Annotated in this window: 18 protein-coding genes; 3 read left to right on the top strand and 15 right to left on the bottom strand. The window is 61.0% G+C overall.

The features are described from left to right. Entirely contained in the window at nucleotides 1-648 is a 648-nt protein-coding gene (locus tag KGB03_RS22410) for an amino acid ABC transporter permease (protein WP_109632169.1), read from the top strand. Nucleotides 649-752: 104 nt separating this feature from the next. On the opposite strand, the gene KGB03_RS22405 is transcribed toward KGB03_RS22410, so the two are convergent. The 15 genes from KGB03_RS22405 to KGB03_RS22335 all read right to left on the bottom strand — a co-directional run bounded on the left by KGB03_RS22405 (nucleotide 753) and on the right by KGB03_RS22335 (nucleotide 19,192). After that, nucleotides 753-1,106 (bottom strand): DUF2493 domain-containing protein, encoded by a 354-nt coding sequence (locus KGB03_RS22405; RefSeq protein WP_223529011.1) that lies wholly within the window; start codon nucleotides 1,104-1,106, stop codon nucleotides 753-755. Next, entirely contained in the window at nucleotides 1,094-2,743 is a 1,650-nt protein-coding gene (locus KGB03_RS22400; RefSeq protein ID WP_223529009.1) for a Na/Pi cotransporter family protein, read from the bottom strand. Before KGB03_RS22400 ends, KGB03_RS22405 begins: the two co-directional genes overlap by 13 nt. 185 nt (nucleotides 2,744-2,928) lie before the next feature. Continuing rightward, nucleotides 2,929-5,649, bottom strand: a complete 2,721-nt coding sequence (mgtA, locus tag KGB03_RS22395) for a magnesium-translocating P-type ATPase (protein WP_223529007.1) — start codon at nucleotides 5,647-5,649, stop codon at nucleotides 2,929-2,931. 273 nt (nucleotides 5,650-5,922) lie between these two features. After that, on the bottom strand, nucleotides 5,923-6,219 hold the full coding sequence (locus KGB03_RS22390; protein WP_223529005.1) for a hypothetical protein: 297 nt from the start codon (nucleotides 6,217-6,219) through the stop codon (nucleotides 5,923-5,925). Nucleotides 6,220-6,720: 501 nt separating this feature from the next. Then, entirely contained in the window at nucleotides 6,721-8,028 is a 1,308-nt protein-coding gene (locus KGB03_RS22385; RefSeq protein WP_223529004.1) for an OprD family porin, read from the bottom strand. A 103-nt stretch (nucleotides 8,029-8,131) separates the two neighbouring features. Beyond that, a complete protein-coding gene (locus tag KGB03_RS22380; RefSeq protein WP_192410695.1) occupies nucleotides 8,132-8,704 on the bottom strand; it encodes a PPC domain-containing DNA-binding protein in 573 nt (190 codons plus the stop codon). Nucleotides 8,705-8,822: 118 nt separating this feature from the next. Continuing rightward, nucleotides 8,823-10,400: an aldehyde dehydrogenase (NADP(+)) gene (locus tag KGB03_RS22375; RefSeq protein ID WP_223529002.1), complete on the bottom strand. Its 1,578-nt coding sequence runs from the start codon at nucleotides 10,398-10,400 to the stop codon at nucleotides 8,823-8,825. Nucleotides 10,401-10,431: 31 nt separating this feature from the next. Beyond that, nucleotides 10,432-11,391 carry an amidohydrolase family protein gene (locus KGB03_RS22370; protein WP_223529000.1) on the bottom strand — a complete coding sequence of 320 codons (960 nt, stop codon included), beginning with the start codon at nucleotides 11,389-11,391 and terminating at the stop codon, nucleotides 10,432-10,434. Beyond that, nucleotides 11,384-12,343, bottom strand: a complete 960-nt coding sequence (locus KGB03_RS22365; protein WP_223528998.1) for an amidohydrolase family protein — start codon at nucleotides 12,341-12,343, stop codon at nucleotides 11,384-11,386. The genes KGB03_RS22370 and KGB03_RS22365 overlap by 8 nt, the downstream gene beginning before the upstream one ends. A gap of 15 nt (nucleotides 12,344-12,358) precedes the next feature. Then, nucleotides 12,359-12,817, bottom strand: a complete 459-nt coding sequence (locus KGB03_RS22360; RefSeq protein WP_218536193.1) for a thioesterase family protein — start codon at nucleotides 12,815-12,817, stop codon at nucleotides 12,359-12,361. A 40-nt stretch (nucleotides 12,818-12,857) separates the two neighbouring features. Then, the gene (locus KGB03_RS22355; RefSeq protein ID WP_223528994.1) at nucleotides 12,858-14,756 is read right to left on the bottom strand and encodes a TRAP transporter large permease subunit; all 1,899 of its coding nucleotides are present in this window, start codon (nucleotides 14,754-14,756) and stop codon (nucleotides 12,858-12,860) included. A gap of 15 nt (nucleotides 14,757-14,771) precedes the next feature. Continuing rightward, nucleotides 14,772-15,815: a TRAP transporter substrate-binding protein gene (locus tag KGB03_RS22350; protein WP_111448781.1), complete on the bottom strand. Its 1,044-nt coding sequence runs from the start codon at nucleotides 15,813-15,815 to the stop codon at nucleotides 14,772-14,774. Between the two features lie 175 nt (nucleotides 15,816-15,990). Next, a complete protein-coding gene (locus KGB03_RS22345; protein ID WP_218536198.1) occupies nucleotides 15,991-17,196 on the bottom strand; it encodes a CaiB/BaiF CoA transferase family protein in 1,206 nt (401 codons plus the stop codon). A 1-nt stretch (nucleotide 17,197) separates the two neighbouring features. Further along, nucleotides 17,198-17,977: an enoyl-CoA hydratase-related protein gene (locus KGB03_RS22340; protein ID WP_218536201.1), complete on the bottom strand. Its 780-nt coding sequence runs from the start codon at nucleotides 17,975-17,977 to the stop codon at nucleotides 17,198-17,200. Between the two features lie 75 nt (nucleotides 17,978-18,052). After that, the gene (locus KGB03_RS22335) at nucleotides 18,053-19,192 is read right to left on the bottom strand and encodes an iron-containing alcohol dehydrogenase (protein ID WP_223528992.1); all 1,140 of its coding nucleotides are present in this window, start codon (nucleotides 19,190-19,192) and stop codon (nucleotides 18,053-18,055) included. Nucleotides 19,193-19,367: 175 nt separating this feature from the next. On the opposite strand from KGB03_RS22335, the gene KGB03_RS22330 reads away from it, so the two are divergent. Both KGB03_RS22330 and KGB03_RS22325 read left to right on the top strand, forming a co-directional pair. Then, nucleotides 19,368-20,291, top strand: coding sequence for a LysR family transcriptional regulator (locus KGB03_RS22330; RefSeq protein ID WP_111448777.1), 924 nt, complete (start codon nucleotides 19,368-19,370; stop codon nucleotides 20,289-20,291). Nucleotides 20,292-20,475: 184 nt separating this feature from the next. Then, nucleotides 20,476-21,816 (top strand): PQQ-dependent sugar dehydrogenase, encoded by a 1,341-nt coding sequence (locus KGB03_RS22325; protein ID WP_223528989.1) that lies wholly within the window; start codon nucleotides 20,476-20,478, stop codon nucleotides 21,814-21,816. Nucleotides 21,817-21,948 lie beyond the last annotated feature (132 nt).

Genomic DNA, 21,948 nt, shown 5'->3' with positions numbered 1-21,948 from the left:
ATGGGCTATGGCGAGTTGTGGGAAGCAACCCATGTCGAATTGCTGGCCGCGGCCTGGGCCACACTCCAGTTGGCGTTCGGGGCGCTGGTGATCGGCCTGGTCGTCGGTTTACTGGTGGCGCTGGCACGACTGTCTCGCAGCCGGCCATTGCGCCGTGCGGCGCTGATCTACATCGAGGTGTTTCGCGGTACCCCGGCGCTGGTGCAACTGTTCATCGTCTACTTCAGCCTGACCGAAATCGGCGTGCAGTTCAGCTCGTTTCAAGCGGCGATGATTGGTTTGGGGTTAAATGCCGCGGCCTACCTGTCGGAAATTTACCGCTCGGGTCTGGAGGCGGTACCCAAGGGGCAAGTCGAAGCCGCGAAAGCGATTGGCATGCCCCACCTCAAGGTGTTGCGTTGGGTCGTGTTGCCACAGGCCATTCGCATCGTGCTCGCGCCGATCGGCAACGTTGCAATCTCGCTGTTGAAGGACACCTCGGTGGCCTCGCTGATCGCGGCGCCGGACCTGATGTTGCGGGCTCAGGACTTGAGTTCTGTGTACTTCATGCCCCTGGAAATCTACATCCTGGTGGGTGCGATCTACTTTGCGCTGTGTTATCCGTTGTCACTTGGCGTGCGTTTGCTGGAGCGCAAGACCAGGCATTGATCGGGATCGAGGTTGACCACAAATTTTGCGGCCACCCGAGGCCCAATGTGGGAGCGGGCTTGCTCGCTCCCGCAGGGTTCCTCTTTTACTGATAGATCCTGGACTTAGCCCCAATCCTCTACCGATAACGTTTGCAAACCCTTCCCCCGAGCCTGTGCGACCAGTTCTTCAGTGTCGTCACCGCCGGGCAGGGCGATGATCACGTCGGGGCGGCTGTCGTGCAGCATGAAGTGGTTGCGCAGGCGTTCGGCCAGTTTGCCGTGGCGTTGCCAGTTGGGCGGGTAGCGCACGATGTCGGCGCTGTGTTCACGGGCCCATTCCTCGATGTCGGCGCCCAGGTATTGATTGCCGCCATGGATCAGCACCTGCACCGGGTGCAGGCGCTGGAAGGCGTCGAGCACGCGGCGGCATTGGCGGCTGTCGGCGTAATGGCGGCCGGCACACATCAGGACGCGCATAGCGAGGCCTCCTTGGCCCGATCATCGCCCAACGGCTCACCCGCCCGTTCCAGCAGCGGATAGGCGAGGGCGGCAATGTGGTGGTGTACCCGACGATAGTCACGCAGCACGCGCTGAAAGATGTCGCCGGATTCAGCCCAGGTGTTTCTGTCCTCCTGCAGTTTGCGAAAGTGCTGACGGCTGGCGTCGGCTTCGAGTCGCCGGACGCTCTCCTTGCGGCTGATCAACTGGTGCGCGGTGGCAATGTCTTCGCGCAGGAACACGGTGATCGCCAGGCTCAGGCTTTCCAGCAGCGTCTCGTGCAACGGCGCAATGTTGCGCAACTCGAACACCGAAAAGTGTTCACCGCGGCGCAAGCGGCGCATGGCCAACTGCGTGAGGCTGCTGGAAAGAATGTCCGCGGCGTGTTCCAGGTTGATCACAAACGTGAGGATTTCCTGGGCGCGATCGGCATCGCTGTCGCTGATGCCTTCCTGACCAATGTCCGCCAGATAGGCGCGAATCGCCGCGCTCAACAGGTCCGTGGATTGATCGATGCGCCGCACCTCATCGGCACAGGCCGGCGCCGAGGTATGGAACAGTTGCAGCGTGCGCTCAAGCATGGCCGAGAGCATGTCGGCGATGCGCAGGGCTTCGCGGGCGGCGTTGGACAGGCCGATGTTGGCCACCTCCAGCCCGGCTTCGTCAAGGTAGCGCGGCATGCCCGGATCGACATCCTGCGCCGGCTCCGGCAACAGGCGAGTCAGCAGTCTGGCCATGGGCTCGGTGAAACCGATGAACACCAGCGCCAGCAAAAGGTTGAAGCCGGTGTGCAGGTAAACCACCAGCGCCGCCAGATCGAGATTCAGTGATGCCAGCCACCCGGCCAAGGGCAACACCACCGCCGCGCCCAAGGCCCGCACCAGCAGATTGCCGAGGGGTAGGCGCCGGCCGACGTTCGAGCCGGCATTGATCACCGACGGTAACGCACCGCCAATGTTCACCCCGAGCACCAGCGCGACGATGGTCGTTGCCGAGAGCATTCCGGTGGCGGCCAGGGACACGATCAGCAGCACCACGGCCACGCTCGAATGGCAGAGCCAGGTAAGGATCAGCGCTACCAGCAGCGCAATCAGCAGGTCGCCGTCGAGACTTTGCATGATCAGCTGGAACACGGGCGTGCCTTCCACGTCGGCCAGTGTCGAGCTGAGCATATGCAGGGCCATCAGCATCAGCCCCAGGCCGATCAATGCACAGCCGACACTCTCGAAACGCGAGTCATCCCGCAGCCGGAAGACGGTCAGGCCGGTCAGTAAAACGATGGGTGTAAGGATCGAAATGTCAGCGCTGAGCAACTGCACCACCAGGGTCGAACCGATGTTGGCGCCGAGCATCACCGCCAGCGCCGGGGCCAGGCCCAGGGTGCCGGCGGCGGTGAACGAGGTGGCCATCAGGCTGACGGCGGTGCTGCTTTGCAAGACGCCGGTGATGCCGATGCCCGCGAGCAGGGCCAGCCAGCGGTGGTTAAGGTGCCGGCCCATCCAGTGGCGCAGTGGCGTGCCGAAGCCGCGCAACAGCGCCGAAGAAATCATGTGCGTGCCCCACAGCAACAATGCAATGGCGCCCGCGAGGTTGATCAGTAGAGTTGTTCCCGACATGAGAACTCTCCTTTATTTCGTGTTGCATTGATCGAATTGCTGAACACCAAACCCTGTGGGAGCGGGCTTGCTCGCGAAAGCGGTGGGTCAGTCAGCATCAATGCCGAATGTCATACCGTATTCGCGAGCAAGCCCGCTCCCACATGGATGGCGGTGTTCAATCCATTTGGGCTTGTCTTACGCCATCAAAACCACTGCTTGAACCGGCGGATGTAGATCGTCTTCATGGTCTGCGCCACCACGCAGTAGCTGAGCAAAGTCCCCACCAGCCAAGGGAAGTATTCCCATGGCAACGGCACCAGGCCGACCAGCGTGCCCAGCGGTGAGAACGGGATGTAGATGCCCAGGCAGATCACTACGCCGGTCGCGAGGATCACCGGCAATGCAGCCGTGCTCTGGAAGAACGGAATTTTCTGGGTGCGCAGCATGTGCACCACCAACGTCTGCGACAGCAATCCTTCGATGAACCAGCCAGACTGGAACAGGCTCTGCATTTCCACGCTGTTGGCGGCGAACACGTACCACATCAGGGCAAACGTGGTGATGTCGAAGATCGACGAGGTCGGCCCGATCCACAGCATGAAGCGACCGATGTTCTTCGCATCCCACTTGCGCGGTTTGCGCAGGAACTCCTTGTCCATCTTGTCCCACGGCAACGCCAGCTGAGAGATGTCGTACATGAGGTTTTGCAGCAGCAGGTGGATCGACAGCATCGGCAAAAATGGAATGAACGCACTGGCCACCAGCACCGAGAACACGTTGCCGAAGTTGGAGCTGGCGGTCATGTTCAGGTACTTCATGATATTGCCGAAGGTTTCGCGGCCCTTGAGCACGCCTTCTTCGAGCACCATCAGGCTCTTTTCCAGGAGGATGATGTCCGCCGATTCCTTGGCGATGTCCGTGCCGCTGTCCACCGAGATCCCGACGTCGGCATCGCGCAGCGCCGGGGCGTCGTTGATGCCGTCGCCGAGGAAACCCACGGTGTGACCGTTGCCTTGCAGCGCCTTGAGCACCCGGGATTTTTGCAGCGGTGTCAGCTTGGCGAACACTGTGTGTTCTTCGACCTGCAGCTTGAGGGTGGTGTCGTCCATGCGCTCGATGTCTTGGCCGAGCAGCGGCGTGCCTGGATCGAGGCCGACTTCACGGCAGATCTTGCAAGTGACCACGGCGTTGTCGCCGGTCAGCACCTTGACCGTCACGCCCATGTCGCGCAGTGCGGCGATGGCCGGGCCGGCAGTTTCCTTTGGCGGATCGAGGAAGGTCAGGAAGCCGCGAATCACCAGGTCGCGCTCATCGGCGGTTTTGTACTGGTTTTTGCTTTGGGTTTTCGGGATTTCGCGGGTGGCAACCAGCAGTACCCTGAAACCGTCCTCGTTGTACTCGTTGGCCAGGGCCAGCAAGTCTTTGCGTCGCTGTGCATCCAGCGCGACCACCTGGCCGCTTTCATTGATGTGGCTGGCGATGCTGAGCATTTCCTCGACCGCGCCCTTGCACACCATCAGGTGATCGTCGCGGCTGTCCTTGACGATGATCGACAGGCGCCGACGGACGAAGTCGAACGGCAATTCGTCGACTTTGCTGTAGGCGAACGGCACACGGAACGTTGGATTGGCGTTGGCGAATTGCACCACGGCTTGGTCCATCAGATTCTTCAGACCACTCTGGTGATGGCTGTTGAGCCACGCCAGTTCGAGGATCGAATCGTCGCGCCGGCCGTGGCTGTCGACGTGGTGCTCGAGGATGATCTTGTCCTGGGTCAGGGTGCCAGTCTTGTCGGTGCACAGCACGTCCATCGAACCGAAGTTCTGGATCGCATTGAGGCGCTTGACCACCACTTTTCGCTTGGCCATGGCCATGGCGCCTTTGGCCAGGTTGGCGCTGACGATCATCGGCAGCATTTCCGGGGTCAGGCCAACGGCAACGGCCAGGGCAAACAGGAACGCATCGCCCCAGTCACCCTTGGAGAAGCCGTTGAGCAGGAACACAATCGGTACCATCACCAGCATGAAGCGGATCAGCAACCAACTGACGCTGTTCACTCCACGGTCGAACGCGGTTTGCACCCGCGAGCCGACGATGGCTTTGGCCAGTGAGCCGAAGTAAGTCCGAGCCCCGGTAGCCACCACCACAGCCTTGGCCGTGCCGCTGACCACGTTGGTGCCCATGAAACAAATGTTCGGCAGGTCCAGCAGGTTCGACTGATCTGGCGCGGTGCTGGTGGCGGACTTTTGAGCCACATTGGCCAGGGTGTCGTACTTCTCGACCGGCAAGGCTTCACCGGTCAGCACAGCCTGGCTGATAAACAGGTCGCGGGATTCGATCAGGCGGATGTCGGCCGGGATCATGTCGCCAGCGCTCAACTGAACGATATCGCCGGCCACCAGATCGCGCATCGGCACTTCACGCAACACCGATTTGCCATCCTTGTGCTCGCGGCGCAGCACGGTAGCGGTGGTGCGCACCATCGCCTTGAGGGCTTCGGCGGACTTGGCCGAGCGGTATTCCTGCCAGAACCGCAGCAGGCTGCTGAGGCTGACCATGGTCATGATAATGATGACCTTGGTCAGGTCGGCGTCATCCGCTTCACCGTTGCTGATCGGCAGCCAGTAGTCAGTGAAGAAACTGATGCCGGCCAGGGTCAGCAGCACATAGATGAAGGGATTATTCAGGGCTTTGAGCAGTTGGATGAGGGCGTGAGGCGGCTTGTCGTGGGCCACTTCGTTGTGACCGTTGCGTGCGAGGCGGCCCTGGGCTTCGAGTTCGGTCAGGCCGTCAGTGGTGGCGTTGAGGTTGGTCAGCGTGACGGCCAGGCCGTTCTGCGCTTCCCGGGCGGCGCGCATCGACAGCTTGGCGTTGTCGTTGCTGGCGCCTTGGGCGGTTTTCTTTGCGGTTTTTACAAGGGTCATTACTGTGCTCCTGCCGCCAGCTCGCGGCACGACACACAGGCACCTCAGCTAATTAAAGACGAGCGCACGTATGCCGAGCCGCCAATAAGCGATCGATTCTGATAGTTGCGTTTTTAATAGTTGATGTTCGCTGTCCGTCGATAGAAAAGTGACGGGCAGCGAACCGTCTACAGGCTTCGTCCATAACTAACTCACTATTTAACAGGCAATAAGAAGTTACCGAATTCCTTGATAAGGAAAACGTTAAGGAAAGGCTTTTAAAGTGCCTTCAGCTCAATTGAAAGTGCGCGTCCCGAGGAACAGGCCGAACATCAGGCCGACCTGCTGGAACAGGCGCGCGATGCGCCGACTCGGTGGTTCCTGGCTATCGTCGAGGCTCCAGCGTTGCTGAAGCTGACCCGTCATCGGGCAGACGCGCCAGTTGGCACGCAGTTGCGCCTTGGCAGGGGAGGAAGGGCTGGTAAACAGTGCGCTGGCCTGGGCTGTGGCAGGACGCTCACGGCAGAGCTTGACCCGCATGGTCGAGGCAAACGCGCGTACGCCGGGCATTACGGTGGATTTGAAGTTCATAACATACCTCTGGACCGGACTGACGCCGGCGAGGCAAGTTACGGTGGAGCATCAAGCTCTAGCGCAGCTCACCCGACCGTAAAGTCGAGTCCCGTCATGTTCTGGGTTATGTGCCAGAGCCTGCGAATTCGCAGTCACCCGGCAGCGACTAGATGCTGTGTCCATTGGATTCTTTTGTGAGTTGAAAAAAGGCCTGTGAAACCGGCCCGGGCAATTTACTCAGGCAGGTGGGTGAAGTCAACCTTCAATACTTGATTAAAGTGCAATTGAATGGAAAAGCGTCGGATCCGGTTATTGAAGTTAGAACTTGTTCAGGTAAATGACAGTTAATTGTCATTTTTATGATGCGCGCCGTAGGAGCAAGCTCACTCCCACAGGGAACTAAGTTGATCACAAGTTCTGCGTTCACCGGAGGTCCAATGTGGGAGCGGGCTTGCTCGCGAAGGCGGAATGTCCGTCACCTTGATGTTGCGTGTGCCGACGCCATCGCGAGCTTTGCTCCTACAGCAGCGGGATGCTGTAGCTCACGATCAAGCGATTCTGGTCCTGGTCACGGGACGCCTCGCTGTTGGACTTGCCGTTACGCCATCCGAACCCGACACCTTTAAGCGAACCGGACTGAATCACGTAGTCCAGCGCAATGTCCCGCTCCCATTCCTTCTGGGTATCGCCTGAGGTGGTCTTGATATCGTCGCCGCTGAGGTACATGACCGACGCTTTCAGTCCGGGCACCCCCATGGCGGCAAAGTCATAGGCGTATTGACCGAAGGCTGTGCGTTCCCCCGCGCGGGTGAAGGTTTGAATCAGACGGTCGGTGTACAGGTAAACGCTGGAGCCGCCGGCCCCCTTGTTGGCCAGGCCGCCCTGATTGAGCTGCGTGAAGTTGCTGCCGCTGGAAACGCTTTGATAGCCCGCTGTGAGGCCATGGCCACCCACCGTGTAAATCAGCGCGGCGCTCCAGGTTCGATTGTCGATCTCGCCATCATTGCCTTGGGTGTAGCCGCTGATTTTGTAGCCTGAAGTGCCCGAGCTGTTTTCACCGGATGAATCGGTCTTGAAGTAGCGCAAATCGGTTTTCAGCGATTGACCTTCCGCGATCGCCAGTGTGTGGATCAGGCCGAAAAACTGCTGGGTGTAGTAGTTGTCGAGGTTGGCGTAGTAATACTGGGCGGTCAGGTCCTTGGTGATTTTCCAGTCGCCGCCGGCGAAGTCGAACGCGTTGCTTTCGCGGGTGCCGCCCGTGGCGGCCAACCCCGTTTGATCGCTTGAGCCCCGTCCTGTTGCGTGTTCGATTCGGCCTCCCGTGAGGGTCAAGTCCTTGAACTCGCCTGACGTGATCTGGCCACCTTCGAAGGTCTGCGGCAGCAGACGGCCGTCGTTGGAGACGAGGATTGGAAGTTTGGGCATCTGCGTGCCCAGGCGCAGTTCGGTTTTCGAGACTTTGACCTTGCCAGTCAACCCCAACCGGCTCCATTCATCGACAGCGCGGTTATCACTCTCTGAAGGAATCATCGAGCTGCCGACGTGCCGTCCCTTGCCGCTGTCCAGCGTAATCCCCATCAGGCCCAATGCGTCTACGCCAAAACCAACCGTGCCATCGGTGTAGCCCGACTTGTAATCGAGCATGAAGCCCTGCGCCCACTCTTCGGTTTTCGAAGGCGCGGCGGTGCCGTCGCGGTTGTCGTTATTGAAGTAGAAATTTCTCATCCCAAGAGTGGCTTTGCTGTCACTCAGGAAGTCGGCGTGCGCCTGGGTGCTGAGTGCAATGGCACTCAATGCAAACGTCACCGCCGTTTTCTTCTTGCTCATCTGAATCGCCCCTTTATTTTTGTAGTTTGAATTTGGGAGGGTGGCTCCCGCAGTAGCGGGTGCCGGCAACGTTCGATGCCTGCGGGAGCGTTATTCGCCTGGCTTAAATACCCAACACGTTGGCGCCGATGCACGGGTCAATCCCGCGTTCCAGACGACGCTGGTGCACGATCACAGTGATTTCCATCGAGCCGGTGGTGACTTCGAAGTCGAGGATGTGGCCGCCGTACGCTTGAAACGTGGCGTCACCGGCGACGCCGTGCATATGAATCGAAGGCTGGTCGTTCTTCCAGGCCACCGAGCCGGTGACGCTGGCCATCTCGACACTGTTCAAGGTCTTGGCGTCGAAGTCTTTTTTGTCCTTGTTCCAGAAGCCGAACTTCACGTTACCGAAGCCGATGCCGCTGATGGACGCGCTGGGGATCTTTTCGGCGATGGCCAGTTTGGTCAGTTCCTTGAACGCGTTGTCGCCCATGCGCAGCACCATGAGGTAACCGGTGGGGGTTTTGGTGTAGCGCGGTGTGGCTTCAGTGACACATTGCATAGGGGCTGTCGTCGCGGCGGGAGTGGTTTCGGCAACGGCCAGTTGAGCGCCTGCGGTGTTGATCATCACGGCGGCGGTCACGGCCAGCATCAATTTGCAAAAGCGGTGTTTCGGGTGAAGTTGAACGTGCATGAGACTTCCTCTGTTTTTGTTGTTGTGGGTTACAGCGTTTTTGGAGGCGAGCGTGTCCGGCGCCTATTTTTCGATAGGCGACGGAGTTGTTATTAACGGTGGGTGTTAGTTCGGTGACTTACAGCGCATCACGGCTGCTGACACCGTCAACCAGTCGGGCAATGCCCAGCGGGTTGGCGCTCTTCAGGGCGTCCGGCAGCAAGCTGTCGGGGCAGTTCTGATAACAAACGGGACGCAGGAAACGATCAATCGCCAACGTTCCGACCGATGTTCCGCGAGCATCCGAAGTGGCCGGGTACGGTCCGCCATGAACCATGGCATCGCAGACTTCCACGCCGGTTGGATAACCGTTGAACAGCACGCGCCCGACTTTCTGTTCCAGCAGGGCCAGCACTTCGTTCAAGGTGCTGAGATCCGAATCTTCGACGATCAGCGTGGCGGTCAACTGGCCGCGCAAACCGTGCAGTGCCTGGAGCAATTCGGCGTGATCGGCGACCTCCACCACAATGGTGGTCGGGCCGAAGACCTCTTCCTGAAGCAACTCATCACCATGAATCAGCAGGCTGACATCGGCCTTGAACACTTGCGGCTGCGCCTGATTGCCCTGTTGTGCGGCGCCGGCCAGGTGCGTCATGCCGGGGTGTGCGTGAAGATTGTCCAGACCGTGGCAATAGCTTTTCAGCGCGCCGACATTGAGCATCGTTTGCGCCGATTGCTCCCCCATCAAACCGGCAAAACGTTCGAGGAAGGCAGTGAACTCTGGCGAACGAATGCCCAAAACCAAACCGGGATTGGTGCAGAACTGACCCGCACCCAACACCACGGAAGCGCTCAGCTCGGCAGCGATCTTGTCACCGCGCGCCTTGAGTGCTTCTGGCATCAACAAGACCGGGTTGATGCTGCTCATCTCGGCGAACACCGGAATCGGTTGAGGACGGGCCGCCGCCATGTCACACAAGGCCCGACCGCCACGCAATGACCCGGTGAACCCCACCGCCTGAATCGCCGGATGCTTGACCAATGCTTCACCGACGCTGCCGTAGAGCATGCTGAACACGCCATCAGGCATTCCGGTTTTTCTGGCCGCGCGAGTGATCGCATCGGCGACGTAATCGGCGGTTGCCATGTGACCGCTGTGGGCCTTGAACACCACCGGGCAGCCCGCGGCGAGGGCAGAGGCGGTGTCGCCGCCAGCGGTCGAGAAGGCCAGCGGGAAGTTGCTGGCCCCGAACACGGCGACCGGGCCGAGCCCAGTGCGGTACTGGCGCAGGTCAGGGCGGGGCAACGGTTGACGGTCGGGTAGCGCACGATCGATGCGGGCGCCGTAGAAATCGCCGCGACGCAGCATCGTGGCGAATAGGCGCATCTGCCCGCTGGTGCGTGCCCGCTCACCTTGAATACGGCCGGCGGGCAGGGCAGTTTCCCGGCACACCAGGGCGATGAACGCGTCGTCCAGCGCCTCAAGCTCAGTGGCAATCGCCTCCAAAAACTGAGCGCGTCGGGCGGATGAAAGATTGCGAAAGATCGGGTAAGCCGTGGCCGCCGCTTCTGCGGCCGCATTCACTTCATCCACGGTCGCCTGATGGAAGCGATACGGCAGTGCTTCGCCGGTACTGGCGTCGTGGCTTTGCAAGGTGCTCGAGCCTTTAGCCGAACGAGCGCCAGCGATGTAGTTGTGGCCTGAAACTTCAAACATGGGAACTCCTGAAGGGCTGTTCAAATGAGGGTCAAGTGAGCCGGTAAATGCGTCGGGCGTTGTCATGAAACAGGGCGAGCCGATCCGTCAGGGAGCGGTCGCTGACAATCGTTTTGAAGCCGTCGAAGATCTCGCTCATGCCGTTCACGACGCCGTCGACCGGGTAATTGCTGGCAAACGCACAGCGACTGACATCGACAATCGAAATCGCGTCGTTCACCACCACGCGGTTCGACTCGACGGGCCAGGCCTTGCCGGGGATGCAAATGCCGGAAATCTTCAGGGCCACGTTCGGCTCCCGTGCCAGCAACGCGAGGTTTTCACGCCAGCCCGCCAACCCTGCTTCCGAACGATCCGCCGGCAGCGCCGTGTGATTGACCACGATGGTCACGTCGGGAAAGTCCCTGGCCAGCTCGGCCGCTTCCGCCAGATGCCACCAGGGCGCCTGCAACTCGAAATGCAGACCGTTTTCAGCCAGTTGCGCATAGCCCTCGCGCCAACGAGGGTCACGCATAGAGCCGGGCGCGACGAAATCTTCGCGCCAGGCTTCAAGGCTGGTGACCGCCGGTTTGTGGCGCACGCCGCGTACCAACGGATGATCGCCGTACAGGCGCAAGAGGTCCGATGCGTCTTCACGATCAAGCCAAACCTGCGCCACCATCGCCGCCAACGTCGGTTCATTTTGTGCCAGTGACTCGACAAACCTCACCTCGTCGGCGGGGGTCGCAGGGTCCCATTCACCCTCGATAACGACGGTCTGCACGATGCGATGCTTGCCCGTCAGCCGGCGATAGTCCTCAGGCAGAAAGTTGCGGCAGATCGACGAGTAATCTCCATAACGAAACGGTCGCAACGGACGGTCGTTCAGCCACGGGTAGTAATGCTGTTCGATGTCGAAATAATGCTGATGAGCGTCGACGATGGGTAAGTCCGCATCCTCGCCGCTGGCCAGAAAGCGCGCGCGCCAGTCGATCACGGAGGGGTTATCCATGCTGTTCCTCCAGACGATAAAAGCGTTGTGCATTGCTGGCGAACACCGCTTCCTGCACGGCACGCCCCAGTGGTGCGAGCATCGCGGCCACGCCATCGGCAATCGTGTCGTAGGACGCGCGCAATCCGGCGACCGGGAAATTGCTGGCGAACATGCAACGTTCGGGGCCGAAGATCTCCAGCGCCGTCAGCACCACGATTCGATTGTCGTCGTAGTTCCAGGGCGAGTCTTTCAGCCCGAACTCCGACAGCTTGATGTGCACGTTGGGTTGCAAGGCCAGTGCTTCCAGGCCCTTGCGCCAGCGGGTCATGCCGTGCGGGCTGCGATCCCAGGCGAAACCGGTGTGATTGAGGGCGATCTGGATCTGCGGAAACATCGCCGCCACTTCGGCGGCCTCGACCAAGTGCCACGGCGGCACGCGCAGGTCCCATGACAGATCGTGGTCAGCCAGGCGCGAAAAGCCTTCCAGCCATTTCGGGTCCTGCATGGTGCCCTTGGCGCCGGCAATCGACACGTCAGGCGATGCCGAAGTCACCGGTTTGGAGCGTATGCCTTTCACCAGTGGCCTGGCGGCCTGAGCCGCGAGAATGTCCGCGCTGTCCTCACGGTCGAACCAGGCGTGGGCAACGATGGCATTCGGGAAGCCGTAACGGGCATTCACCTGTTCCAGCCAGCGTGTCTCGGCGACTTGCTCATCGCGAGCACGTTCGGCCTCGACATGCACCGTTCCCACCAACCGTTGTCTTTCGGTCAGGGCGAGAAAGTTTTCCGGCAAGAAATCACGGCACAGGCTGTGATAGTCGCCGAGGAAAAAATCCTCGTGATAGTCGTCCTGCAGCCAGGGATAACGACCGTTGCCCAGGTCCCACAAGTGGTGGTGAGCATCGACAATCGGTAGCGCATCCTCGGCCGCAAGGTTCGGCAAGCCGTTGCGTTCGTGCAGCGTGATCATGACTTCGTCCCTTGCTCAGCGCGACGCGGCGAATTGGGAAGGGCTGAGCACGCCGTCTTCGACGTCTCCTGCGGCGGCCGCTTCGGCCTTGGCCTGAACGCGGCTGCGCAGTTTGGCGATGTTCACCACCACCCGGGTATGCGCCGCCGTGGCCACCAGTTCGACGTCATCGCGCACTTCGACGTTGAAGGTGATGCTGCGACCCTCGATCCGGGTCACCGTGGCGACGATGCTGACCGACATGCCCAGCAACGTGGCCCCGACGTGGCGGATGTCGACGGCCGCACCGACGGTGTTTTCGCCCTCATCGAGGAAGGTGAGCAGGTAATCAAGGCAGGTCTGTTCGATGTCATCCACCAACCGGGGCGTGGCGTAGATGCGCAAGTCCTCGCCCAGAAACGAGATGGTGCGTTGCTTGTCGATGACCAGTCGGCGTTCGGTGGCGGTGCCGGCTTCGAGTGTGGAGAAATTCATGAGAAACCTCGTATTGGAGTGCTGACAGTCAAAAAGTGATTCAGGCGTTGGGCAGGAAACCGATGGAAATCCAGGGCACGGCGATCAGCACGCCCAGGGCGACAACGAGTGCGCCGAGATACGGCCAGACCCGACGCATGGCGCCGCTGGGGTCGACCTTGGCGATGGCGCAGGCGGCGTAGAAACCCACGCCAAACGGTGGCGCGAACAAACCCAGGCCCATGGCGAAGATCGCGACCATGGCGTAATGCACGTCGTTGATGCCCATGGCCTTGGCAATCGGAAACAGCAGCGGTCCGAACAGCACGATGGCCGGGATGCCTTCCAGAAAACTGCCCAGGAGGATGAACGCCACGGCGGAGATGATCAGGAAGCCCATCGCGCCACCCGGCACCGTCGACATCACCTGCGCCAACTGGTGGGAGAAGCCTGACTGGGTCAATGCCCAGGCCATGGCGGTGGCGCTGCCGATGATGATCAGGATCGCGCCGGACAGCGAGGCGGTGCTGACCAGGATCGGATACAGCCGGCGCCAGTCAAAGCAGCGGTAGCACAGCAAGCCGACGACAAAGGTGTAGGCCACGCCGATGGCGGCGACTTCGGTGGCGGTCGCGACCCCTTCAACCACCGCGGTGCGGATCACGAAGGGCAGGGCCAGCGCCGGTAATGCCACCAGCAGCGAGTGGCCGATTTCCTTGCCCGAGGCGCGTTTACCGGTGGAGGCCTCGCCTTTGCGGTTTTTCCACCAGATCACCGCCGCCATGGCGATGGCACCCACCACCGCCGGCATGAAACCACCGGTGAACAGGGCGGAAATCGACACACCGGTCACCGAGCCGATGGTGATCAATACCAGGCTCGGCGGAATGGTTTCCGACATCGCCCCGGACGCGTTGAGCATCGCCACCAGTTCGTTTTCATCCTCACCGCGTTTCTTCATTTCCGGAAACAGCGCCGGCGCGATGGCCGCCATGTCGGCAGCCTTGGAGCCGGAAATGCCGGAGATCAGGTAGATGGCCCCGATCAACACATATGACAGGCCGCCACGGACATGGCCGATCAACGAGCAGAGGAAGCGGATCATCGCGCGGGCCATGCCCATGGCCTCGATCAGCGCCCCCAAAAACACAAACAACGGAATGGCCAGCAAGATCAGGCTCGCCATGCCTTCGTCCATCCGGCCGACCACCAGGGTCAAGGGCGTGCCGGTCATGGTCGACAGATAAGCCACCGTGGCCAGGCCGAACGCCACCATGATCGGCACCCCGATCACGATCATCGCCATCACGCCGATCATGAAGAAAATGATCAGGTTCCAGTTACCCATCAGCAACATCCAGCCTTCAGCCACCCACAACAACGCGGCCAGGGAAGCCAGCATCGCCACCGACACGGAGAAGTCGATCAACCGGGCGCTGGTCAGCAGACGCGCGACACAGGTCATCAGCATCAGGCTCAGACCGACCGCGATGGCAGACACGCGAAAGGCGTTGGGGATTTCAAGGGCGGCGGTGGTGATGATCCACTCGTCGCTGACGTATTCCCAGGCCGGGGTGAACAGTAACCCAATGAACGCGATGACAATCACCGCCCCCAAGGTGTCGACAAAGGCGCGTTTTTCCAGCGGCAGCCGCCCGATGAACGAGGTCAGCCGCATGTGCTCGCCTCGACGCATCGCCACCACTGAACCGAGCATCGCCAGCCAGAGAAACAGCAGCGAGGCCAGTTCGTCGCCCCAGACGATGGGTTGATTGAGTACGTAGCGCGAGAACACATTGCAAAACAGCAGCGTGACTTCGACAACCACCAGCAACGCCGCGCTGCCCTCGGTCAGCCAGCGCAGCCCGGTGTCCAAGGCGTGACCGAGACGAAACGTGGTGGGGCGCGTGCTGAGTCCTTCAGCGGGAGAAACATCCGTCATTGGTATTTCGTTTTTCATGACCTTGTCTCCGGCTTAGGACAGTTGACCCGCGTACTGCTCCAATAAGCTCCAGGCTTCATTGCCGTACTTTTCTTTCCATTGGGTGTAGAAGCCTTTGGACTGCAACTCAGTGCGGAACAATGAACGGTCGACTTTGTTGAAGGTGATGCCATGGGCGGTCAGGGACGGCTCCAGGCTGGAGTTGAGATCGATCACCTGTTGACGCTGAACCAGCGCGGCGGCGTTGATTTGCCGGGAAACGATTTCCTGCACATCCGCCGGCAGTTTGGGGAAGGTCTTGCCCGAGGCGACGATCCAGAAACCGCCCCAGATGTGGTCGGTCATGGAGCAGTATTTCTGCACTTCATAGAAGCGTGCGGCTTCGACCACCACCAGTGGGTTTTCCTGGCCGTCGACCACTTTGGTCTGCAATGCCGAGTAGGTCTCGTTGATGCTGATGCCGGTAGGGGAGGCGCCCAGGGCGCTGAACATGGAGGTCCACAACGGGCTGACCAGCACCCGCAGTTTGAAACCGGCCAGGTCTTGCGGCGTGTAGATCGGCCGCGTCGAACTGGTGATCTGGCGGAAGCCGTTGTTCCAGACTTTCTCCATCGGGATCAGGCCGACCTTCTCGGTCTTGGCGCGTACGTATTCGCCCAGCTTGCCGTCCAGCGCGGCCCAGACACTGTCGTAGTCCTTGAACGCGAACGGCATGCTTTCGATCGACATGGCCGGCACCAGTGTGGAGAGAATCGCGCCTGGCAATGGAATGAAGTCGATGGCTCCGGCGCGCACCTGGGAGAGCATGTCGGTATCGCCGCCCATGGCGCCGTTGGCGTACACCTGCAGGTCCACGGCGCCGTTGGTTTCGGCCTTGATGGCGAGTGAAGCCGCCTTCATCTGGATGTTCAGTGGATGGGTGTCGGGCAGGCTGCTGGTGTAGCGCAACACGATGGGTTTGGTCGCGGCGAAGACGCTGGAGGGCAGCAGGTTGGCGGCGAATGCGCCACCGACGGTGACGCCGGCAGATACCAGGAATGATCGACGGCTGACAGCTTCGGTCAAGATACGGCTCATGATGTTCACCTTATTGTTTTTGTAGTTGTTCTAAAAAACAGCGAATTGACACTGTTCCCTGTGGGAGCGGCGGTGCGACGATTCGACTTGCTCGCGAAAGCGGTGTGTCAGGCAACATAGTTTTTGTCTGTGCCACCGCCTTCGCGAGCAAGCCCGCTCCCACAGTTTTTTTGCGTTATGCCAGTGCCACCACGGCCTGGGTTCGAATCAGTTCGTCGATTTCATCTTCCGCGTAGCCGCTTTCTTTCAGCACTTCGCGGGTGTGTTCACCGAGCAGCGGGGCATGCCGGCTGGCCGGCGGTGCGGCGTTGTCCATGTCGGAGAAGTGAATCGGCAGGCCCATGCCGCGAACCCGGCCTTCGGTCGGGTGTTGAGTCTCGACGATCATGCCGCGTGCTTCGGTTTGCGGATGAGCCAGTGCCGCGGCGATATCGAGTACCGGCCCGGCAGGCAGGCCGAGGCTGTCGAACAGCACCATCCATTCATCCGTGGTGCGCGCGACCAGGACTTCGTTGAGGATTTCCACCAGGGCCAGGCGGTGCTCCATGCGCAACGCATTGCTGGCGAATCGTGGGTCGGCTTTGAGTTGTGGCACGGCGAGCGCCTCGACCAGCCGTTCGTAGTTGGCCTGGTTGGCGGCGCCAATGTTGATCCAGCCGTCTGCGGTGCGGAACACCTGATACGGCGCGCTGGTGGAGTTGGCCGAACCCATCTTCGGCAGGATGGTGCCATCGGCGAAATACGCCGCCGCCGGCCAGTACATCTGTTGCAGACCGGCTTCGAACAGCGAGGTATCGACCATCTGGCCGAGGCCGGTTTTCTGTTTGGCAGCGTAAGCGGCGCAGATGCCGAGGGCGGCGAGGATGCCGGAGTTGATGTCAGCCACTGGCGAACCGGCCTTGACCGGCTCGCGCCCGGCTTCACCGGTCATGCTCATCATGCCGCTCATGCCCTGGGCAATCAGGTCGAAACCGCCTTTCTCGCCGAACGGCCCGCTGCGGCCGTAGCCGGAGATCGCGCAGTAGATCAGCCCTGGATTGAGGGTTTTCAGCGTTTCATAGCCCAGGCCGAATTTCTCCATGGTGCCGGCACGGAAGTTTTCCGTGACCACATCGGCGTTCATCAACAGGCGGCGCAACACGTCGCGCCCGCCCTCGGTTTTCAGGTTCAGGCCAATGCCGCGCTTGTTGCGGTTCACCACCATGAACGAAGCCGATTCACCGCTGGCCATGATCGGCGAGAAGCGGCGCGAATCATCACCGCCCGGGACTTTCTCGACCTTCACCACGTCGGCGCCCATGTCGGCCAGCATCATTCCGCACACCGGGCCGGACATGATGTGAGCCAGTTCTACCACGCGCATTCCTGTCAGCGGTCCCATGTTATTTCCCCTTGAATTGTGGTTTGGCTTTCTCGATGAAAGCGTTCAGACCGATCTGAAAATCTTCGGTGTCGTAGCAGAAGTAACTCGCGTCAATCTGCTCGACGCTGGGGGCAACGCCGGCCTCAAGCTGGCGTGCGGCCTGGCGATGCCAGCGGGCGACGAGGGGCGCTCCGTTGACGATGCGCCTGGCGGTGGCGAGGGTTTCGGACTCGACCTCGGCATCGGGTACGACGCGGGTCACGAGGTTTTTTACGTAGGCGTCATGGGCGTCGAGAATGCGGCCTTCAAGAAGAATCTCCAGGGTGGTCGAGCGTCCGGCCAGCGCCACCAGACCGGCCATTTCGTCATAGGACATGACCAGCCCCAGCTTGCCGACCGGTGCGCCGAAACGACTGGAGGTGCCGCAGATACGCAGGTCGCAGAGTGCGGCGATTTCCAGGCCGCCGCCGACACACACGCCATGGATCATCGCGATCACCGGGTGCGGGCAGTCCACGACGGCACGCATGGCCGCCGAGGTGATCTCGGCATAGACCCGGGCCTGTGCGGCGTTGGCGCGTACGGTCGGAAACTCGCTGACATCGGCGCCGGCGGCGAAGGCTTGCTCGCCGGCACCGCGCAACACGACGCAGCGCACGCTGGCGTCGGCGGACAACTCGGTCATGACATCACCCAGGTCCTGCCACATGGATAAGGTCAGGGCGTTCATTTTCCCCGGGTGGCTGAGGGTGACGGTGGCAAGGCTGTCTTGTCGGTCGATAAGGACGGTGGGCTTCATGATTGTTCCGCTGGCGGCGAATCACGTTCGACGCTGCGGCTGCCTCCTGATTTATTGTTGTTGGATAGCGGCGGTTTACAAAGACTGCGCAAGCATCGACAGGTAGTCCGCGGACGATGCTTCGCGGGGGTTGGTCTTGTGGCTGTGATCATGCAAGGCGCCTTCGACGATGCCGGCGAACAGGCTTTCATCGACGCCGATTTCGCTCAGGCGGGTCGGCAGGCCCAGGCGGCGGGTCATGTCTTCGATGGCTGTGCCGATATTGGCGCCGGCCTCAAGGCCCATGGCATGGCGCAGGCGTTCGAGCTTGCGTTCGTCGCGAACGGTCGGGGCGTTGGCGTTGAAGTCCACGACCGCTGGCAGAAAGATGGCGTTCAAAGTGCCGTGGTGCAGCTTCGGATTGATACCGCCCAAGGCGTGGGACAGGCTGTGCACGCAGCCCAATCCCTTCTGAAAGGCGAGTGCGCCTTGCATCGACGCGCTCATCATGTTCATTCGCGCTTCGCGATCACCGGGTTCGGCGGTGGCGCGCTCGATGTGTTCCCAGGCACGCCACAGGCCGTCGAGGGCGATGCCATCTGCCGCGGGGTTGAAGGCCGGCGCCATGAACGTCTCGATGCAATGAGCGATCGCGTCCATGCCGGTGGCGGCGGTCAGCATCGGTGGCAGGCCCAGGGTCAGTTCCGGGTCGCAGATGGCCACGCGAGGCACCACATAAGGTGAGATTACGCCCACCTTGCGACCATCGTCGAGGATCAGGATGGCGCCTCGGCCGACTTCGCTGCCAGTGCCCGCCGTGGTGGGAACGGCGATCAGCGGCGCGGTGGCAGAGGTGATGCGATCCAGCCCGCCTTCGATCACCGCAAAGCTGTGCAGGGGGCCGTCGTGCGTGGCGCAGACAGCGACGCCTTTGGCCAGATCGATAGAAGAACCACCGCCGACCGCGATGATGCCGTTGCACTCGTCGAGGTGGTATTGCGCCACGGCTTCACGTACCGCGTGTTCGTTGGGGTTGGACGGGGTGGCGTCGAAAATTGAAGGAGGAAGGCTGGCGCCGAGGGCCGCGATGACCTTGTCGACGATGCCGGCATTGCGCACGCCGATGTCGGTGACAATCAGTGGCCGGGTAATGCCCGCGCGCTCGGCTTCGGCGGCCAGATGCTGCAGGCTGTCGTAGCCGAACTGGATCTTGGTGACGTAATTGATGAGGGACATGATTCACCACAAGTTATACAGGATTGTTATTGTTGCAATCGGTCTGCGGCAGGAAGGCTTTCGCTATCTGGTCAAACCCATTGCATTGCCTGGTTGTGGGGTGGACTATAGGGCCGTCGTGGCGAGCCTCGATACTGACAACTTTCGATACCTCTATAACTTTTAGTTAACCCTGATGACGCCCTCACTCAATTCGATCATGTCCCGCCTGCACATCAAGCAGCTGCGCTTGTTGATAGCCCTTGATGAACACGGCTCCTTGCTGGGCGCGGCCAAACAGGTCGCGCTGACCCAGCCCGGCGCCAGTAAAGCCCTGCAAGAAATTGAAACCACCTTCGGCACTTCGCTGTTCACCCGTACTAACCGTGGGCTTGAGCCGAACGATGCCGGACGCTCGGTCATCCGTTACGCCCGCTTGATCCAGACCGACCTCGCCCATCTGCGCGAGGAGATCATCGGCATCATGAGCGGCGAGGGCGGACGTGTGTCCGTCGGCACCATCATGGGCGCCGTCCCGCTGCTGACCACCGCGATCAGCCGGGTGATTGCCGACCACCCGAAGCTGTCCATCGAGATCGTCGAGGACACCAGCGCCGCACTGCTCAGCCAGCTGGACGCCGGGCGCCTGGATCTCGCGATCTGCCGCACGACCATCAGCACCACGCCCTACTTGTATGAGAGCGCCACCTTCGTCGAAGAAACCCTGGCGGTGATCGCCAGCACCCAGCATCCGTTCGCCTATGCCCGGCAGCTTTCGCTGAAAGACCTCGTGGATTACCGCTGGGTGGTCTATCGCGCCAACATGCCGATGCGTTTGCTGCTGGAGCGCGAGTTTCACGAGGCTGACCTGCGTTTCCCGGTGCACCTGCTGGAAACCACATCGGCGTTTGCCACCTTGTCGCTGCTTCAGGAAAACCCGACCCTCGTCGCGTTGGTGTCGACCGACGTGGCGAAGTTCTGCTCCGGCTACGGTTTCACCACCACGCTGCCGCTGCCCATCACCTCGCGCAGCGAACCGTATGAACTGGTTTCGCGCAAAGGCGTGCCGGACTCGCCGGCGGCCAGGCTGCTGCGAGAGGCGTTGTTGAACCCCGTTTGAGCTCGGGGCCGGTTGAAACAGGCGCTTGCGATAGTGCCCGGCTTTGGAGGCGCGCATTCGTGCGTTTCAGGCAAATTTGATTTGCGACAGGCGCGGTGTTTGAAACGGGCCCGCGCCGGGATACTTCGCGGGATTTTGCCTGCCCAATAATTGGCCCACGGATGGCCGTTGCGAGGTTAGAACAATGAATGTGTCCAACCGACTTGCGCTCTTGATGACCACTGCTGTGCTGCTCACCGCGTGTGGCGAGTCGTCCAAATTGCCGCCTCAGGCCAGCGTCGGTCCGTCCCCGCAATTGCCTGAACCCACCACCTCGTTGATCCCCACGTTAAAAGTGTCCAAAGCGATCGGCTGGGCCGGTAATGACATGCCCAAGGCGCCTGCCGGTTTCAAAGTGACCGCGCTGGCCGAAAACCTCGATCACCCGCGCTGGGTGTACACGCTGCCCAACGGCGATGTCCTGGTTGCCGAGAGCAACCACCCGCCGATGCCGGAAGGCGCGACTGACGGTGGCACCGGGCCGATCGCCTGGGCAAAACGCACCGTCATGGGTGTTGTGATGGGCCGTATCGGCGCTGATGCACCCAGCGCCAATCGCATTACCTTGTTGCGCGATGCCGACGGTGATGGCCACGCGGAGGTGCGGAAGGTCTTCATGACTGGCCTCGCCTCGCCATTTGGCATGGCGTTGGTGGGCAATGAATTGTTTATTGCCAATGCCGATGCACTGGTCAAGGTGCCGTACAACGCGGGTCAGACCGAGGTGAATGCGACGCCGGTGAAAGTGACCGATCTGCCCGCAGGCATTAATCACCACTGGACCAAGAATGTCATCGCCAACCCTGAAGGGACCAAGCTGTACGTCACGGTGGGTTCCAACAGTAACGTCGGCGAGAACGGCCTCGACGCGGAAGAAGGGCGCGCGGCGATTTGGGAGGTAGACGTTAAAAGCGGCAGCAAACGTCTGTTTGCCAGCGGCCTGCGCAACCCCAACGGACTGGCCTGGAAGCCCGGTTCGAGCCAATTGTGGACGGTGGTCAACGAGCGCGACGAAATCGGCAGCGACCTGGTGCCGGATTACCTGACGTCGGTGCAGGACGGTGCGTTCTACGGCTGGCCGTGGAGCTATTACGGCGCCCATGTCGACACCCGTGTCGAGCCGCCGCGTCCGGACCGGGTGGCCAAGGCCATCGCGCCGGATTATGCGTTGGGCACGCACGTTGCACCGTTAGGCCTGACGTTTTCTGATGCCCGAGGCATGCCGGCCAACTTCGCCAATGGGGTTTTTGTCGGTGAACATGGCTCGTGGAACCGTAATCCGCAGGCGGGCTACAAGGTGGTGTTCATTCCCTTCAGCGATGGCAAACCTTCGGGGCTGCCGGTGGACTTCCTGACTGATTTCCTCAACGCCGACGGCGAAGCCCAAGGGCGCCCGGTGGGCGTCACGCTTGATCAGGGCGGAGCGTTGTTGGTGGCTGACGATGTCGGGAACAAGGTCTGGCGCATCGCATTCGCCAAGCCCTAGAAACGCGCGACGGCTAACTCCGCAAGTTTGTGGTGGGCACACCCCCTGTGGGAGCGGGCTTGCTCGCGAAAGCGGTGGCGCAGTCAAAAAACACTGTCGCCTGACACACCGCCTTCGCGAGCAAGCCCGCTC

It is taken from the genome of Pseudomonas sp. BF-B-26 (genome assembly GCF_019956495.1).
GTDB lineage: Bacteria > Pseudomonadota > Gammaproteobacteria > Pseudomonadales > Pseudomonadaceae > Aquipseudomonas.
Note: the sequence above shows the minus strand (reverse complement) of the source record. Positions and strands in the feature narration are given on the sequence as shown.

Coding starts and splice junctions, on each gene's coding strand:
- KGB03_RS22335 (WP_223528992.1), bottom strand. CDS start 19,192: ATGTCCCTCATCAATTACGTCACCAAGATCCAGTTCGGCTACGACAGC.
- KGB03_RS22365 (WP_223528998.1), bottom strand. CDS start 12,343: ATGATCACGCTGCACGAACGCAACGGCTTGCCGAACCTTGCGGCCGAG.
- KGB03_RS22390 (WP_223529005.1), bottom strand. CDS start 6,219: ATGAACTTCAAATCCACCGTAATGCCCGGCGTACGCGCGTTTGCCTCG.
- KGB03_RS22370 (WP_223529000.1), bottom strand. CDS start 11,391: ATGGATAACCCCTCCGTGATCGACTGGCGCGCGCGCTTTCTGGCCAGC.
- KGB03_RS22405 (WP_223529011.1), bottom strand. CDS start 1,106: ATGCGCGTCCTGATGTGTGCCGGCCGCCATTACGCCGACAGCCGCCAA.
- KGB03_RS22400 (WP_223529009.1), bottom strand. CDS start 2,743: ATGTCGGGAACAACTCTACTGATCAACCTCGCGGGCGCCATTGCATTG.
- KGB03_RS22380 (WP_192410695.1), bottom strand. CDS start 8,704: ATGCACGTTCAACTTCACCCGAAACACCGCTTTTGCAAATTGATGCTG.
- KGB03_RS22385 (WP_223529004.1), bottom strand. CDS start 8,028: ATGAGCAAGAAGAAAACGGCGGTGACGTTTGCATTGAGTGCCATTGCA.
- KGB03_RS22355 (WP_223528994.1), bottom strand. CDS start 14,756: ATGAAAAACGAAATACCAATGACGGATGTTTCTCCCGCTGAAGGACTC.
- mgtA (WP_223529007.1), bottom strand. CDS start 5,649: ATGACCCTTGTAAAAACCGCAAAGAAAACCGCCCAAGGCGCCAGCAAC.
- KGB03_RS22345 (WP_218536198.1), bottom strand. CDS start 17,196: ATGGGACCGCTGACAGGAATGCGCGTGGTAGAACTGGCTCACATCATG.
- KGB03_RS22330 (WP_111448777.1), top strand. CDS start 19,368: ATGACGCCCTCACTCAATTCGATCATGTCCCGCCTGCACATCAAGCAG.
- KGB03_RS22340 (WP_218536201.1), bottom strand. CDS start 17,977: ATGAAGCCCACCGTCCTTATCGACCGACAAGACAGCCTTGCCACCGTC.
- KGB03_RS22375 (WP_223529002.1), bottom strand. CDS start 10,400: ATGTTTGAAGTTTCAGGCCACAACTACATCGCTGGCGCTCGTTCGGCT.
- KGB03_RS22360 (WP_218536193.1), bottom strand. CDS start 12,817: ATGAATTTCTCCACACTCGAAGCCGGCACCGCCACCGAACGCCGACTG.
- KGB03_RS22325 (WP_223528989.1), top strand. CDS start 20,476: ATGAATGTGTCCAACCGACTTGCGCTCTTGATGACCACTGCTGTGCTG.
- KGB03_RS22350 (WP_111448781.1), bottom strand. CDS start 15,815: ATGAGCCGTATCTTGACCGAAGCTGTCAGCCGTCGATCATTCCTGGTA.
- KGB03_RS22410 (WP_109632169.1), top strand. CDS start 1: ATGGGCTATGGCGAGTTGTGGGAAGCAACCCATGTCGAATTGCTGGCC.